At 35.8% G+C, this 17,036-nt stretch carries 15 protein-coding genes; 8 read left to right on the forward strand and 7 right to left on the reverse strand.

Annotated features, from left to right (window positions below; all coding sequences use genetic code 11):
* Positions 1-4: 4 nt before the first annotated feature.
* Positions 5-484, forward strand: a complete 480-nt coding sequence (locus FG27_RS00135) for a DUF4402 domain-containing protein (RefSeq protein WP_037313985.1) — start codon at positions 5-7, stop codon at positions 482-484.
* Between the two features lie 17 nt (positions 485-501).
* Positions 502-3,069: a carboxypeptidase-like regulatory domain-containing protein gene (locus FG27_RS00140; RefSeq protein WP_037313988.1), complete on the forward strand. Its 2,568-nt coding sequence runs from the start codon at positions 502-504 to the stop codon at positions 3,067-3,069.
* A 48-nt stretch (positions 3,070-3,117) separates the two neighbouring features.
* Here the strand turns inward: FG27_RS00140 and FG27_RS00145 are convergent, their stop codons facing one another.
* The 3 genes from FG27_RS00145 to FG27_RS00155 are packed head-to-tail and all read right to left on the reverse strand — an operon-like array spanning position 3,118 to position 6,862.
* Complete coding sequence (locus tag FG27_RS00145) at positions 3,118-4,464, reverse strand: GntP family permease (RefSeq protein WP_037313990.1); 1,347 nt, start codon at positions 4,462-4,464, stop codon at positions 3,118-3,120.
* Positions 4,464-6,368: an NADP-dependent phosphogluconate dehydrogenase gene (gene gndA / locus FG27_RS00150; protein ID WP_037313992.1), complete on the reverse strand. Its 1,905-nt coding sequence runs from the start codon at positions 6,366-6,368 to the stop codon at positions 4,464-4,466. The genes FG27_RS00145 and gndA overlap by 1 nt, the downstream gene beginning before the upstream one ends.
* Positions 6,368-6,862, reverse strand: coding sequence for a GreA/GreB family elongation factor (locus tag FG27_RS00155; RefSeq protein WP_037313995.1), 495 nt, complete (start codon positions 6,860-6,862; stop codon positions 6,368-6,370). The genes gndA and FG27_RS00155 overlap by 1 nt, the downstream gene beginning before the upstream one ends.
* Positions 6,863-6,997: 135 nt before the next feature.
* On the opposite strand from FG27_RS00155, the gene FG27_RS00160 reads away from it, so the two are divergent.
* Positions 6,998-8,809: an SLC13 family permease gene (locus FG27_RS00160; RefSeq protein ID WP_037313997.1), complete on the forward strand. Its 1,812-nt coding sequence runs from the start codon at positions 6,998-7,000 to the stop codon at positions 8,807-8,809.
* A gap of 42 nt (positions 8,810-8,851) precedes the next feature.
* The gene (locus FG27_RS00165; protein WP_037314000.1) at positions 8,852-10,099 is read left to right on the forward strand and encodes a glycosyltransferase; all 1,248 of its coding nucleotides are present in this window, start codon (positions 8,852-8,854) and stop codon (positions 10,097-10,099) included.
* A gap of 54 nt (positions 10,100-10,153) precedes the next feature.
* Here the strand turns inward: FG27_RS00165 and FG27_RS00170 are convergent, their stop codons facing one another.
* Positions 10,154-11,491, reverse strand: coding sequence for an aspartate kinase (locus FG27_RS00170; RefSeq protein ID WP_037321840.1), 1,338 nt, complete (start codon positions 11,489-11,491; stop codon positions 10,154-10,156).
* Between the two features lie 134 nt (positions 11,492-11,625).
* Here FG27_RS00170 and FG27_RS00175 point away from each other — a divergent pair, with 134 nt between their 5' ends.
* Positions 11,626-12,270 (forward strand): hypothetical protein, encoded by a 645-nt coding sequence (locus FG27_RS00175; RefSeq protein WP_037314003.1) that lies wholly within the window; start codon positions 11,626-11,628, stop codon positions 12,268-12,270.
* 111 nt (positions 12,271-12,381) lie between these two features.
* Here the strand turns inward: FG27_RS00175 and FG27_RS19175 are convergent, their stop codons facing one another.
* Together FG27_RS19175 and FG27_RS18550 are read right to left on the reverse strand one after the other, a co-directional pair.
* Positions 12,382-12,528, reverse strand: coding sequence for a hypothetical protein (locus tag FG27_RS19175; protein WP_197051646.1), 147 nt, complete (start codon positions 12,526-12,528; stop codon positions 12,382-12,384).
* Positions 12,529-12,590: 62 nt separating this feature from the next.
* Entirely contained in the window at positions 12,591-13,466 is an 876-nt protein-coding gene (locus FG27_RS18550) for a hypothetical protein (protein WP_051935711.1), read from the reverse strand.
* 155 nt (positions 13,467-13,621) lie between these two features.
* Between FG27_RS18550 and FG27_RS19490 the strand changes: the two genes are divergently transcribed.
* Positions 13,622-13,753, forward strand: coding sequence for a hypothetical protein (locus FG27_RS19490; RefSeq protein WP_037314006.1), 132 nt, complete (start codon positions 13,622-13,624; stop codon positions 13,751-13,753).
* Here the strand turns inward: FG27_RS19490 and FG27_RS00190 are convergent, their stop codons facing one another.
* On the reverse strand, positions 13,754-14,821 hold the full coding sequence (locus FG27_RS00190) for a transporter substrate-binding domain-containing protein (protein ID WP_231563207.1): 1,068 nt from the start codon (positions 14,819-14,821) through the stop codon (positions 13,754-13,756). It abuts the gene before it with no gap.
* Positions 14,822-14,934: 113 nt separating this feature from the next.
* Here FG27_RS00190 and FG27_RS00195 point away from each other — a divergent pair, with 113 nt between their 5' ends.
* Both FG27_RS00195 and FG27_RS00200 read left to right on the forward strand, forming a co-directional pair.
* On the forward strand, positions 14,935-15,618 hold the full coding sequence (locus FG27_RS00195; protein ID WP_037314009.1) for a response regulator transcription factor: 684 nt from the start codon (positions 14,935-14,937) through the stop codon (positions 15,616-15,618).
* A gap of 49 nt (positions 15,619-15,667) precedes the next feature.
* Positions 15,668-16,984, forward strand: coding sequence for a HAMP domain-containing sensor histidine kinase (locus FG27_RS00200; RefSeq protein ID WP_197051647.1), 1,317 nt, complete (start codon positions 15,668-15,670; stop codon positions 16,982-16,984).
* Positions 16,985-17,036 lie beyond the last annotated feature (52 nt).

Genomic DNA, 17,036 nt, shown 5'->3' on the forward strand with positions numbered 1-17,036 from the left:
GCTATTGTTATTTATATTTTCGACAGTAGAAATTAGCGCTCAGGAGAATCCTCCTATCCCAATAGAAGTTGAAGTTAGAACCTCCAGAAACCTTAATTTTGGCTCGTTTACTGCTGGAAACAGTGGTGGAAATGTTACGGTAAGTTTTGATGACCAACGAACCGTAGATGGTGATATTTTTGAATTGAATTTTGGCCAACCTGTATCTGCAGCACTATTTGATGTTTACGCAAATCCCGGTACAATTATTCAAATTGAAGATATGGGTTCATATCCATTAATAAATCAGGATACTGGTCTGGAAATTCGACTGCTGATTAACAGTTTTAGTACTGGGCAGCGCACCTTCGTAACCCAGGCGCCCAATTCACAAACCCCTAATGAAGTTTTTGTTGGCGGAACATTACAAATTCCTTCAGATAATTCTGGAAATCTTCCAGGCAACTATCTTGGTACCTTTACCCTTAATTTTATTCATCAATAGTAAGAAAGCTCGGCTTAATGCAAACCCTACTTCGCTTTTTTTCTATGGAGATTAATATAAAGCTATTTCCGGTAATTATAGTGATGCTCATTTCTCTTCAAGGAATGGCCCAGGAAGATTTTCCAGAATACGATGAATTAAGCGTAGAAATGAATGTGCCCGACCTTGGAACTATAGAAATCCCAATTGCTATAAAAGGTCAGGATGCTTTTATTCCAGTAAAAGAACTTTTCGATTATTTAAAGATAAAAAACGAAGAAACTACAAATGGAATAGCAGGTTTTATTATTAACCCCGATTCTACATACCAGATAAATCCTTCTGAAAACAGGATAATTTATAAAAATGAAGAATTTCCACTTTCTGAAGAGCAATACATACAAACCCCACTCAATCTTTATCTAAAATCGAATCTCTTTGGAGAAATCTTCGGTCTAAATACTAATTTTTCCTTTAGAAGTCTCTCGGTAACCATGAAAACTGAGAAAGATCTCCCTGTTATAAAGGAAATGCGACTTAAAAAAGTGAGGGAAAACCTGAATCGTGTAAGAGGTATTGTAGAGCCTGACACTAGCCTTGCCAGAAGTTATCCTTTTTTTAAAGGCGGTGCGTTAGATTGGGGCGTAGTCACCACACAACAAAGTGAATTCGAAAATGACAACCGCTTATCTTTAGGCCTTGGTACGATTTTTCTTGGAGGCGAAACCAATTTAATGCTAAATTACTCCACTCGGGTTCCCTTCGATTCCCGAAACCAGTTTTATCAATGGCGCTATGTAAATAATGAAAGCCGATTGTTTAAACAGGTTACCGCCGGTAGAATTTTCACGAGAGCCACTTCTTCCCTATTTGCCCCTGTAAGTGGTGTACAGGTAAGTAACAGTCCGTTTCAAAATCGAAGATCTTTTGGTACTTATTTGCTTAATGATTATACCGAACCCCGTTGGACGGTAGAGTTATACGTAAATAATATTTTAGTTGAATTTACCCAGGCTGATGCTTCAGGTTTTTACACTTTTGAGGTGCCGCTTATGTATGGTAATACAGCTGTAAGTTTAAGATTTTATGGTCCTTACGGCGAAGAACGTATAGAACAGCGGGTGATAAATATTCCCTACAATTTTGTTCCAAAAAATGAATTGGAATACACCCTTAGCGCGGGAATTGTAGAAAATGAAGATCTGGACCGCTTTTCACGCTTAAATTTTAACTACGGACTCAGCAATTCTATTACTATTGGGGGTGGTGCCGAGTATTTTACCGGGGTTTTAGACCAGGAAGTTATGCCATTTGTAAATTCCTCTATTCGTTTTGCTTCAAATTTTCTCTTTACGGGAGAATATATGCACGGGGTTAAAGGAGAAGGAATATTGAGTTATCGCACCCCAGGAAATATCCAGGTAGATCTTAATTATATAAAATACGATGAAGATCAAACCGCCATCAATTTTAATTATTTAGAGGAAAGAAAAGTGAGTTTTTCTGCACCAATTCGGTCTAAGAATTTCTCTATGTTCAGCAGGTTTAGTGTGAACCAGATCATTATGCCAACTACCGAATTTACTACTGCGCAATTATTACTTTCAGGGGCAATTATGGGCATTAGCACTAACCTAACTACTTATGGAATTTATAATGATAGGGTAAAACAGCCCACAATTTATACCTCGCTTTCTCAGAATTACCGACTTCCGAATAAATTTTTATTTTCTCCCCAGGTACAATATGATTTCAGCCGAAATCAATTCAATAACATTATCCTGGAAGTAGAACGCCCGATTTTTGAAAACGGATTTCTAAATGTCGCCTATGAAAATAATATGCTTAGAAATGCCCACATTTTTGAAGTTGGTCTAAGATATGCCTTCAATTTTGCGCAAACCTCGGTAACCTCTAGAATTGGAAACAGAAATAATTCCTTTGTACAATCTGCTCGTGGTAGTTTGTTGTTAGACGATAATACCGGCTATATTATGGCAAATAACCGTACTGCAATGTCCAGAGCTGCGCTAAGCATAATTCCATTTCTTGACTACAATTCCAATGGCAAAAGGGATCCTATGGAACCTAGTATAGCCGGCCTGGAACTAAAAAATACTTCTGGAAGGCTTTCTTATAACGAGGATCAAACGGTATTAAGAATTACCGAACTTCAGCCTTATATAGACATTATTCTTGAGGTTGATCCAAACAGCCTGGATAATATTGCCTGGAAAGTAAGGAACGAAAAGATAAAAGTGCACACGGTTCCTAATCAATTTCAGGAAATTGAAGTACCGATAGAGGTTTTAGGCGAAGTTGCAGGAATGGTCTATTTTAAAGAAGGAAACAGTCTTCGTGGCCAGGGTAGAATTACAGTAAATATTCTAGATAAAAATGGAAACCTTGTAAAAGAAATTTTAACCGAAGGAGATGGCTACTTTACTTATTTAGGATTAAAACCAGGCGAATATACTGCTGAGATAGACCCGGTGCAAATGCAGAAATTAGGTTATACATCCAGCAAATCAATCGAGTTTGAAATTCAGGTAGATGAATACGGCGATATTGTTGATACGCTAGAATTTACTATTGAAGCCGATTAAAAAAAAACGATTTCTTCGCAAAATATCTTCTAACTTACTATCGAAGATTCAAATCAAAAACCATAATAATAAAGAAACCAGCAAACCAACAATTGCGATGATGGTTGTCATCATAGACCAGGTTCTAAAAGTTTGTTTCTCGGTTAATCCCAAATATTGACCTACCAGCCAAAACCCGCTATCGTTAACGTGAGATAAAATTGAAGCTCCCGAGGCAATCGCAATCACTATAAGTGAAGTTTGCGCCATAGAATAATCTCCACTGGTTAAAGTTGGGGCGGTAATCCCTGCGGCAGTGATCATCGCAACCGTAGAAGAACCTTGTAAAACTCTTACCAGGGCGGCCACGATAAATCCGAACATTAAAGGATTAAACCACGCATGGTTCAGGGAATCGGCAATCATTTCTCCTGCCCCGGTATTGATAAGTATTTGTTTAAAAGCTCCACCGGCACCGGTTAGTAAAATAATTATTCCCGCTGCCTGGAATGACTTTGTAGCCACTTTCAGTAAAAATTCTTTTTGCATTCCCCGTCTTACTCCCAAAAAATACCAGGCAACAAGATTGGCAATTATTAAAGCCGAAAAAGGATGACCAATTAATTCTATGGTGTATAAAATTTCCGAAGAAATTGAAATACTATCAAACAAAGGACTTTGCACTAAAGTATTGGCTACAATAAGAAAAATAGGAATTAGAATAATAGAAATAATCAGTCCCGGTGAGGGCGCTTTTTCTTCATCATAGTCTATTTCTTCGGTAAAAGTCTTAGGTTCAATCTGGATTCTTTTAGAGATATATCGCGCGAAAATTGGTCCGCTGATTATTGCTGCAGGAATTCCTGCTAAAAAACCGAAAACAATTACCCAACCTAGATCTGCACCCAAAATATCGGCCACTGCAATAGGACCTGGAGTTGGCGGAATAAAGGCATGAGTTATCGCTAAGCCAGCAAGCAGCGGCAAAGCATAAAGCAACAGGGATTTTCCGGTACGTTTGCTCAACGCATAAGTTACCGGAACTAAAATTATAAAGGCCACATCAAAAAATACAGGAATCGCTACGGCAAAACCGGTTACCATCATGGCCCACGGTGCTTTTTTGTCTCCTGTTTTTTTCAATAAAAAAGATGCCAGACGTTGCGCCCCGCCAGATTGTTCTAAAACTCCGCCAAATAAAGCTCCTAAACCTACTACCGTTGCCACAAATCCCAAGGTACTGCCCATGCCATCTTTCATGGTATCCAGAATTTCAGTTGCAGGCATTCCCGCGAGAATTCCTAGGGCAATACAAACAATTAACAGCGATAAAAAAGCCTGAATTTTGAGTTTTAGAATAAGGAAAAGTAAAAGGGCAATTCCTGCGAAAACGGCAAAGAGTAATTGTAAATCCATTAATTATCGTTTTTCCATTGGGTATGAAAAAATTCTCCTCGAGGCTTATCGGTACGTTCATAAGTATGCGCCCCAAAATAATCCCTTTGCGCCTGTAGCATATTTGCAGCATTTTGCGCCGATGTAAAATTTAAAAGATAATTTGTCGCCGCCGATAAAACCGGCACCGCATAACCCGCTTGTAAAGCGACTGCCACTGTTTTACTCAGTGCAACCTGATTAAGCCTAATCTCTGAAATAATATTCTTATTCTTTAATAAGTGATTATCTGAATTCTTAAAAATATCTACCAAATCTTCCATCAAACCCGATCGAATAATGCAGCCGTTGGTCCAAACCCGGGAAATTTCCGATAAATTGAGCTTCCAGTTATATTCTGAAGAAGCCACCCGAAGCAGATCATAACCTATAGCGTGGTTAATGATACTACCACTTCTATATGCCTGAAATAAATCCTTTTTTACATCGTCAATATTGCCTGTTTGTATTTTATCCTGTTCATAAACCTTTTGAGCTTCCACACGCTGATCTTTCATTCCAGAAATATTCCTGGCTAAAACTGCTGCGGTAATTGTATCTAAAGGCACGCCAAGTTCTAAAGCTGTATTAGTAGACCAACCGCCGGTTCCTTTCTGTTTTGCTGTGTCTAGAATTTCATCGATCAGAAAACCTTCATTTTCTTTTTTCCGAAGAATATCTATAGAAATTTCTAACAAATAGCTCTTCATTTCCTTATTCCAGGATTCAAAAAGATCTGCAATTGTTTCAGGGTTTGAGTTGGTATAAAATCTCAGGAAGTGATAGATCTCTGCAATTAGTTGCATTTCGCCATATTCAATACCATTGTGCAGCATCTTTACGAAATGTCCAGCACCATCGGGGCCTATATGAGTGCAGCAAGGCTTTCCGTTTTTATCTTTCGCGGCAATTTTTTCCAAAAATGGCCCCGTTTGCATATAAGCTTCGGCAGAACCACCGGGCATAATCGAAGGACCCTTTAAGGCGCCTTCTTCCCCACCCGATATTCCGCAACCCATAAAATGAATTCCTTTTTCGCTTAAAGCCTGTTCGAGTCGTAAAGTATCTTTATAATGGGAATTTCCACCATCGGTAATGATATCGCCTTTTTGCAAATGAGGAAGTAAACTTTCAATAACAGCATCAACAGGAGCTCCGGCGTTTACCATTAATAATATTTTCCTGGGACGTTTTAGGGAGGAAACGAATTCCTTTAAATCATCAAAGCCCTGAAAACTATACTTTTCAGCATTTTGCTGAACAAAATCTTTAGCAACATTTTCTTCTTCTCCTGGAATATGCCGATTAAAAACAGAAACTTCAATATTTTTCGAAAGTAGGTTTAGGGCCAGGCTTTTACCCATAACTCCAAGACCTATAAGTCCCATTTCTGCTTTATGAACATTCAAATTTGTCATGATTGTTTTTAAAATATTTTCTTCAGAAGTGTTTACATTTATTTGTAATGCATTTTTGGGTTTTTCCAGGGTTTCAAATTGAGAATTAAGCATTTCAGACTTAAAATAATGGCCTTTTCTTGATTCTAATCGATTTAAAATCACTTCATAATCTGCTTGCAGGAAGATCCATTTTAAATCCTGCTTTGGAATTGAAGTTAGTTGCGTTCGGTATTTCTCCTTTAAAGCAGAACAGGCCAATACAGCGCCAGTATTTTTATTCCATTTTTTAATATTTTCAGCTAAAACTGTTAACCAACCTTTTCGGTCTTCATCCTGCAGCGGAGTTCCATTTTTCATTTTCTCCACATTTTCTGGCGGATGAAAATCGTCTGCATCATAAAAGGATAAATTCAACTCCTTAGCCAGCAATTTTCCAATAGTAGTTTTCCCAGATCCCGAAACACCCATCACAACATAAACGCTCATTAGTATGTGATTTTTAGGATTTCCAGTTTCCGCGTTTCTTCGCCTAATTTAAAATCAATTTTATCTCCCACTTTTTTGCCTGTAACCGCTTTGGCAATAGGTGCTACAAAAGCAATTTTTTGATTTTTAACATCGGCTTCATCTACCCCTACAATCTGGAATTTTTGATTTATATTATCCTGTGTAAATTCTACCACCGCTCCAAAACGAACTTCATCTTCTGGCTGATCTTTTGGATCTAACAATCTTGCAGTGCTAATTCGCTCTCTTAACAGTTTAAGATTACCATCTATAAACGCCTGAGCTCTTCTGCGTTCGGTATCATTTTCTTTATCGAGATTGGCACGTTCTTCTATAAGTTCTTCCTCTTCATTCTTTAACTCCTGTAATGCATGTGGAGTCACATAATTGGTTTCTCCCGCAGGTAAAGCCGCTCTTGGCGGAATTATAGGAGCTTCTTCCTGGTCGTCTTCTTTTACAAATCCTCTGCTCATATTTTTGTTTTAAACATCAAAGTAGTAATTATAATGACTCGATAAAAATAATCGGGATCTATTAAATCATAAATATTTCAGAAGAAGCTTTTAAACATCGCTTATTCACTTAATTTTATTTCATAAATTTAAGTAATGAGCATCGAGATAGCGATATTGTTTTTTATAATAATTGTGGTAATTGTTTTGTTTGCACTGGAAATATTTCCGGTAGATAAAATTGCTTTTTTTATTCTCGCAGCTTTATTGTTAACCAATATTGTAAGTCCGGAAGAAGCTATTTCAGGATTCTCGAGTCCCGCAACCATTACAGTTTTAGCATTAATGATTATCGCTATTGGATTAGAAACCAACGGCGTGATAGATTGGCTGGCCAGTGGTCTCAAGAATTTACGTATGCTCCCCATATTTATTATGGTTCCTGTTTTTATGTTTATTGCAGGGAGTATTTCAGCATTTATCAATACCACGGCAGTAGTGATCGTTTTTATAAAAATTATCACAGAGCTTTCTGCTAAATATGATATTCCCAATTCAAAATTGCTCCTCCCTATATCCTTTGCCGGAATAATTGGCGGAAGTTGTACCCTTATGGGAACTTCTACCAACCTTATTGTAAATGCTGTAGCTATAGAGCGTGGTGTAGAAAGATTTAGCTTTTTTGAATTCACCTGGTATGGAGTGATATTTATGATAATTACCATCGTAATTGTTAGCGCCCTGGTAAGTTTACTTCCAAGAGCAAAAAAGACCGAAATAAGCGAAGATTATAATCTTGATGAATATATAACCAAGGTTATTATTGCAAAAGATTCCAGCGTAATTGGAAAAAGTATAAGTGATAGTTTTCTCTATAATAATGAAGATATTGAAGTTTTGAGATTAAAGCGTAATGACATTATAAACGATCATCCGGGAAAATTCACCACGCTTAAAGAAGGGGATCAACTTTTATTGCGCTGCAATCTTGAAAATCTAATAAAACTAAAAGATGCTGAAGGATTTACCGTAATTAAAGAGGAAGACAATAAAAAACTAACGGCGCCAATTACAGATTCTGAAGAACTGGAAGAAAACGTACAGGTAGTTGAAATCTTAATGCTTCCAAATTCCCCTCTTATTGGTAAAAGTATTAAAACAGTGGGCTGGTATGATCTTCACGGCGCGGTACCACTGGCAATTAGGAAACGTAGAAATTTCAGAAACCCAAAACGACGAATTTTTAATCGTGGAAAAGATGAAATTGAATTAAGAGTTGGAGACCGCTTGCTGGTGGAAGTTAGTGAAAGCGCGCTGGACGAACTTCAAAAGATTGAAAATATAACAATTCTCCAACAACATAAGAATATAGAAGTTACCACAAAAACTAAACGATATGTTTCGCTGGGCATTTTAATACTTGTGATTGGGCTTTCGGCATTTTCAATTTTTCCCATTCTAAAGAGCGCAATTATTGGCTGCTTTTTAATGATTTTCACCAAATGTATAGACCTGGGGAAGATCTATGCACAGGTAAACTGGCAAATTATTTTTCTGCTCGCAGGAATGATTCCATTGGGCGTAGCGATGAGCAATACCGGGGCAGACCAATGGATTTCAGACCAATTATTACTCGTTTTTCAAAATCAAACCGATACTATTGTTATTGGAATTTTATTTCTTGTCACCATGATCTTAAGCGGATTTATCTCCAACAATGCAACGGCAATTATTATAACGCCTATCGCCATTAGTGTTGCTATGAGCATGCAAATGGATCCAAAACCTTTTATTCTTTCTGTACTATTTGCTTCTAATTTCAGCTTTTTTACCCCAGTGGGTTATCAAACCAATACCATTATTTATGGGATGGGAATTTATCGTTTCAGGCACTTTTTTATAATTGGCGGAATTGTTTCCCTGGTCCTTTGGGTTACTGCTTCCCTCCTGCTTTCGGCAAGTTTATAATTAGGAATCTGCTGTTATTTCAGGTATTTTTGAAAAAAAATTATGCCCAATTTACTTGTAATTGGCTGTGTTTGGCCTGAACCTAACTCTTCTGCCGCTGGTAGCCGAATGCTGCAATTACTTCAATTTTTCCTCGCTGAAAATTATAAAATCACTTTTGTAACTACGGCCGCAAGAAGTGCGTTCGCTGTAGATCTGGAAAAAATGAATATTGCTACAGAAGTTATTAAAATGAATCATCCTTCCTTTGATGATTTGCTAAAAAAAATCCAACCAAATCTGGTGCTTTTTGATCGGTTTATGACTGAAGAGCAATTTGGCTGGAGAGTAGATGAAACCTGTCCTGAAGCGATAAAAATCTTAGATACTGAAGATCTTCATTTTCTAAGAAAGACCAGAACCGAAGCTTTTAAAAAGAATATTCCTGCAGAAGAACTTTATTTTGATGCCGATATTACGAAAAGAGAGATTGCAAGTATTTACCGCTGTGACCTAAGCCTTATCATTTCTGAAGTTGAAGTGAAGTTGCTTCAAAATGAATTTAAGATTGACGAAAACCTGCTCCATTATCTCCCATTTCTATTAGAACCAATTTCAGAAGAAGAAAAGTTAAGTTTCCCAGCCTTTAAAATGCGAAAAGACTTTATTAGCATTGGTAATTTCTTACACGAACCCAACTGGAATGCGGTTTTATATTTAAAAGAAGAAATCTGGCCCTTGATAAAACAGGAACTTCCTGAAGCAAAACTTAATATTTACGGGGCTTATCCTTCGCAAAAAGTATGGAATCTTCATAATGAAAAAGAAGGATTTTTGGTAAAAGGACGAGCTGAGAATTTATGGGAAGTGATGCAAAATGCAAAAGTTTGTCTCGCACCAATACAATTTGGCGCCGGTTTAAAAGGGAAACTCATCCAGGCAATGCAATGTGGAACGCCTTCGGTAACCACAAGCATTGGCGCCGAAGGAGTCCCGGGAGAATTTAACTGGAACGGATTTATAGAAAATCAGCCTAAAGATTTTGCTCAAAAAGCCGTAGAGTTATATTCCGAAGAAAATCTGTGGAAAAATTCAGTTGAAAACGGATTTGAGATTATTAATTCAAGATTTAATAAAGAAGAGTTTCAGCAGGAACTTTCTGAAAAATTATCAGATCTACTTCAAAATATAAGTTTCTACAGGAAGAAGAATTTTATTGGGAAAATGCTACAGCATCATCAACATAGAAGTACTTATTTTATGTCCAAATTCATTGAGGAGAAAGAGAAAAATAAAAAAACCGCCGGTTAGCCTACCGGCGGTTCCACTACACAAAAGGAACAGTTGCCTGTTCACAAACAGAAATCAAACAAATTGAGGTACTTCTCGTTCCTCAAACAATTTATGGTTTAAACCCTGCAGGGTTTGTATCTTGTTTTTAGTATCTACCAGTAAAGAAATATTGTTGTCACTACCGCCGTAAGAAATCATTCTCACTGGAATATCATTTAATAATTCAAATAAGCGGCTTGTACTTTTATCTTCAATAAGGCCTTCACCCACAATACAGATAATACTATGTTCTTTTTCAACAGTGATTTCGCCATAAGCGTTTAATTCTTCCAGGATTACATCTAAATTTCTATCATCGTCTATAGTCAATGAAATCGCAATTTCTGAAGTGGTAATCATATCTATTGCCGTTTCATACTTATCGAAAACTTCGAAGATCTTTTTAAGAAAACCGTGAGCCATCAACATTCGGTTTGACTTAATTTTAATCGCAGTAATTCCGTCTTTTGCAGATATGGCTTTAAGTCCGCGGGAATGAATTTCTGCTGAAATTTTAGTTCCGGGAAACTCCGGCGTAAAGGTGTTTTTTAGAAATAATGGAATTTGTTTTTTAATTACCGGGGATATGGTTTGCGGATGCAGAATTTTTGCTCCAAAATAAGCAAGTTCGGCTGCTTCCTCAAAACTCAACTCGGCAATAGCGTGCGTGTTTTCAACATACCGTGGATCGTTATTATGAAATCCATCAATATCTGTCCAAATTTGAACTTCTTCGGCTTGCACGGCTGCAGCCAAAATCGTGGCGCTGTAATCGCTTCCTCCCCTTTTTAGCGTACTAATAGTATTATTAGCATCCAATCTCACGAACCCCTGGGTAATATAAAGTTCAGATGGCTCCAGGTTTTCTATGCTTTGCTGAAATAATTTTCCAACCAAATCCGTATCAGGGTTTTCCAGGTTGGAAACTTGCATAAATTCTTTGGCATTGAGAAAATTGTTTTGAATTCCTGAATTCGTTAAGAAAGTAGAGAAAATATAAGTAAGCATAGTTTCTCCAGTAGTAACAACCTCAGCATAAATGCTTTCTGAATATTTATTCCGGCTAATTTCCTGTAAACCTGCAAGAATTTTATTTACGAAATCTTTAGCCTGGGAATTTAAACGCGGTTCGTCTATAAGTTCATCTATGGTAGTTTCGTGCTTGTGTTTTAATTCAGCAATAATTGAATCTATGGCCGAATAATCTTCAGCCTTAATATTTTCGGTGATTTCAACCAGTTTATTAGTGACTCCTGCCATTGCAGATAGTACCAAAACCTTCTTCCCACTACGTGCAGCTAAAATGTTTTTTACATTCTTGATGCTCGCCACCGATCCTACAGAGGTACCTCCAAATTTTAATACTTTCATTGCTAAATTTTTACTCACTTTGTGAGACATTTTTTTAATTTAAATATGCTTTGCATAATTAAAATTTAAGCTTGCCCCGGCAAAAAATATCTCTCAATTTATATACATTTGCACAAAATGTACAATATTTAACAATGAAGACAATTACCACCTGTGTGCACGATATAATTAGACATCAACCTTTTCTAGATGATGCCATAGCCCGTGATATTGTAAACTTTAGTGGGCTGGCAGATGATATACAGCCACAGGTTGAAAAGGAAATGCGCAAACCGGTAAAACAAGGTTCAATAATAATGGCTTTAAGGCGATATGCGCCCCGTAGAACCAAAATAAATATGCAGCATTTGCGAGAACTTGGGGATATTGTGGTGAGATCTGGAATTACAGAATATACCTTTTTAAATTCCAATACCATTATTGCAAATAAAGCCAGGTTGCTGGATGCGGTTAAAGATCAAACCGGGGTTTACCTTAATTATTCAAGTAATTATCAGGAAAGCAATATTTTGGTTTCTTCCAGCTTAACAAACCTTGTGGAAGATTGTTTTAGAAATGAACGAAGAGTCTCTATAAAAGAGGAACTTTCTTCCATAACCATCGCCCTTCCTAAAAATAGTTCGCAGTTTGTAGGTTTGTATTTTTATCTATTTAAACTCCTTGCCTACGAAGGAATTCCAATTTTTGAAATGATTTCTACTTCCAATTATTTTGCATTTTTCCTGGAAAAGGAATATGTAAACCAGGCATTTCTATTGATTAATGAAATTAAAAAGTAAAAAAAATTCCCCACTTTTAAAAGAGGGGAATTTTTCAGCTTTTCTAAGAAAGATTGGTTAATACTACTATTTATTCTTAAGAATCTTCAAGTATTCGGTTTGGTTTTACAATTACCAAAACTCAAAGTAAAACCCGGAAATAACTACTCCAATAATTAGAATAATTAAAACTGTTAGTATAAAGCCAATTCCGAAATTGGTCTTTTTATTATCCTTTAAAATATAATCTTTGTCTTCTTTATCCTTTTGGAATTCCATCTGATTGATTTTAGTTCAAAAATAAAATTTCAGAAATATGAAATTGATAACTAAATCTTAAATTATTGCACTTGATACCACCAAACAGCGTTTTGGTGATTCATAGGTAAAACCAGCTGATTTTTTTCTGCATCAAAAAAGATATCCCCAGAGCTTTTCTCTGAAGTTAAAACTTCTGTTATTTTACCGTCTTTTGTTATAAGATGAATTTTTCCTGTAGCCCAGTCCGAAATATAAAAAGCATCCTCCCCAACAGGTTGAACTCCATCAAGATTTCCTATTCCTTCTTTTGATATTTTTTTAATTTCACGAGTTTCCATATCAATTTTCAGGAAATTGCCATCGGTATTTTCTCCCCAGGCGGCAGCGTAAAGGTCGTCATTTTGTGCGTAAAGGCCGTTTACATATTCTAACCTTGTGCTATTTAAATATTCAATAATTTCTCCTTTTTTATCATCAGGAATCATCATATTTGAAGCATCTCCGGGCATTAAATAAATAGCACTTTTCCCTGAATCTGAAATAAAAATGTTACCTACAGCATCTATAGTTATGTCGTTTAAAGATTTTGCTCCTTCAACTTCAATGCGTTTTGTTATTTTTGAATTCTCAATACTAATTTCAATAACTTCGGTATTATTGGTTACATAAACCTTATCCTCGTTTATTAGTAAGCCTTTTGGATCTTTTAAACCGTCTATCCATTTTAAATCAATAATTTCTCCATCTTCAGAAACTCTGGAAATAAAGCCATCTCCATCCTCATTATCGGCCATATTTGAAATATAATATTCCTTTTTAGCTTCATTAAAAACTACAGATTCAGGATGACTAAAACCTTCTACTTTTTTAATTAAAGTAGCCGAGGTACTCTGTGCGTAAACACCGCTAAAAATAAGCAGGCTAAAGAAAACGAGTGTAAGTGTATGTTTTTTCATAATTATCTTGTGTTAGTTTTTATAAAGATACAAAATAGAAACTTTTTACTTTTTAAGGCTTTGTTCTGAAATGCTACTAAATTTATGCTAATTCTAAATTTTAAAATCTGTTTTCATCTAAATTAGCTTTGACTTAACCTATAAACGAATTCATTATGAAAAATATAATCAGAGCTATTCTAGCTGGCTGGGGCGCTAAAAAACTTGGAGGAGGTTGTGGATGTATTGGAATTATAGTTGTTTTTATAATCCTTTGGATAGTCCTGGGTTATCTGGGCCTTGGTTAATTATTCATATTCACTCATTATAGTATTCCACTCCATAGATTTCATTACTCCAATAAGTACAGGGTTAATGGTATCTAATAATTTTGAGTTCTTCGGAAAACTATATCCGTAGTAATCTTTTTTAAGAGTTTTTGGGTGAATCTCAATTTCATTTTCAAGTCCCCGTCGGTTAATCTCATAACGTAATATGGGCTCATCGTAAACAAAAAGTTTGGTTTCTTCATTTTCAACCATACTTATCCCCTCCATTCCATTACTAGCAGCAGTATGTTTGATATTATAAAGATCCAGTAATTCCTGGGCACTACTACTCTTTACACTAGCAACTTCAAATTTAGAAAGATCCTGTACAGAATTTATTTCATCGTTCATGGTTTGTACCGTAAGCGAAGAAGCAATCCCGGCCGTTAAACTGGAAATAATAATAATGGCCATAAACATCCAGATAAGTGCAATTACACGCCCACCGGTTGTTCTGGGCGATTTATCTCCATAACCTACGGTGGTCATTGTCACCGCACTCCACCAAAATCCCTGAAGTATGCCGCGGGATCCATTTCCAAATTCTTCGGCATTCTTTTTTCGTTCAAAAATCCACACCAGGAATCCGAAAATAAAGATTACTGCCAGCAAGATTAATATAGCCGAAATAAAATTCCAGCTAAATAAGTTTCCTAAATAACTAAAAATTTGAGATTCACTTCGTTTGGCAACAGCAGTATGCGAAATAAAATATGGTTGTGAAAATTCCATTCTCTGCATACGGCTATTTGTAACTGTAACGGGATTGATGCTGAAATCTACTTCGTTATTTTCTATACCAGATAACAATTCGGCGAGTGAACCATATTGCTTAAACTCATATTCAAGATCAATTTCTTTATTTACTAACTCCCAGGCATCAATGCTTAAACCGGTAAATTCTCCATCTTCTTCTATAACAAATGGTGGGGTTGGTGTAACGCCTATCAGCAATTTATCGTTTGGAATTGAATCCTGCGCAGATAAATTTATACTACTTAGAGAAATAAAAAGGAGAAGTAAAAAGGAAAGCTGTTTCATTGCCATTTTTAATTAGATTTTCACAACATACATAATTTAAAATTATTAAAGAAATACATATTCAGAATTCTAATCTTATTTTAATTTATGAATACTATAAATTTCTGATATTTGAAACAATGAATATTCTGTTAGTTGAAGATGAGCCAAACGTGGCATCCCTACTTCATAAATGTTTGTCTGAGAAAAGCCACCGCATAGGGATTGCCACCAATGGCCAATTGGGTCTTGATTTAATACTTAGCCACAATTATGATCTGGTAATTTTGGATATTATGCTGCCCGAGAAATCTGGCCTGGAAATCCTTGAAGAACTTCAATGGATTAATAATCAAACTCCAATCATCTTATTAACAGCTCTGGATACCACAGAAACCGTGGTAAAAGGCTTAAATCTAGGCGCTGATGATTATATCGTAAAGCCCTTTAAAATAGACGAACTTTTAGCCAGGGTAAATGCAGTAAATCGCCGTAAATTAAAGGCTGATGTTCCAAAAGAAAAAAAAGAAGAAGTAATAATATACCAGAATATTATTATAGACGATGAAGCTAAAAAGGTTTCTAAAGATAAAATAGAAATAAAACTCACTGCTACTGAGTATAAATTGTTAAAGCTTCTTATTACTAATAACAACAAAGTACTTTCACGGGAACAGATCCTAGAAAAAGTATGGGGAGTTGAATATGATCTAGGTACCAATGTAGTAGACGTTTATATTAATTACCTTCGTAAAAAGTTAAAAGATAATTCAGAACCAAAACTTATTCAAACGGTAATTGGAATGGGTTATGTAGTAAGGTAATTTGAAGATTAAGTATAAAATAGCAGCAATTTTTTCTTTGATTTTCGCTTTGATAATCGGATTTGTATGCATTTTTATTTACACCAGAGTTGCAAATAACACCTATGAACAATTCAATAAACAACTCTTAGATCGTGCTTATACCGCTGCCGAATTTTTATTAGAAAAAGATGAATTAAGTTCTTCTAAATATGAGCGGGTAACCCGACAGTATCTAAGAAATTTACCTTACGAGGAGGAAACCTTTTTCAAGGTTGAGAACAATGAAGTCTTTAAAGAATCTGCAAATCAATTTTATTATAATGAAAAAGTTTTCTCAGAAAGTCTGGAAGGTGAACCTGTTTTTTTTGAAGTGAACGGCAAACAGGCCGTTAGCATTTTCTATCAGGACAATCAGGGAGATTATATTACAGTATTATCGGCTATAGATGAAGAAGGTAAAAATCAACTTTCCCATCTAATTAATGTTTTATTACTAACGTCTTTATTCAGTTTAATACTCATCCTGGCTATTTCCTTATTCTTTGCTTCTATTCTTTTAAATCCTATCAACACCATGATAACCCGGGTAGAGCAAATAACCGCCAGTAACCTGGAACTTAGATTGGATGAAGGATACGGAAAAGATGAAATATCCAGACTGGCCGCAACCTTTAATGCTATGCTAATTAGGCTAGAAACTTCCTTTTACTCTCAAAAAAAGTTTATAGAAAATGCTTCTCATGAGTTGCGAACACCCTTAACTATAATTCTCGGGGAAGCAGACTATGCGCTTCACTCTGAAAAGAAAGAAAATACGGCAGTTTCTTTGAACAAAATTTATGATGAAGCAATTCATTTAAATGAGTTATTTAGTAGCCTTTTACATCTCTCTGAAGTACAGGCACAACAGCCAAATAATGGTTTTGAAATATTTAGGGTAGATGAACTTATACAGCAAATAAGTATACGCCTAAATAAAATAAATCCCGGGAATCGAATACGTTTGGATTATCAGGAAATAGATAATTTAGAAGAAAACTCGTTTGAAATTTTAGGAAACAGGTTATGGATAGATATTGCTCTAAGTAATATTATTAAAAATGCGTTGAAATATTCCAACAATGAAATGGTTAATATTTCACTAGAGCATACTCCAAAATTCAGTGTGATTAAGATTCAGGATTTTGGTCCGGGTATATCAAAATCAGATTTAGATAAAATTTTTACAGCCTTCTATCGTGGGGAAAATAGTAAGAATAAAAAAGGGCATGGAATTGGTCTTGCACTAACTAAAGATATCGTTAAAATACATAAAGGCAGCATAGCACTTGAGACCAAAACAGATAAAGGTACCGTGGTGATCTTAAAATTCCCCTTACCTTAATTTTAATTTTATTCTAATTTCATTTTTAGTAGTCTCTAACCTGGAAAAGCGT

The organism is Salegentibacter sp. Hel_I_6, from assembly GCF_000745315.1.
Classification (GTDB): domain Bacteria; phylum Bacteroidota; class Bacteroidia; order Flavobacteriales; family Flavobacteriaceae; genus Salegentibacter.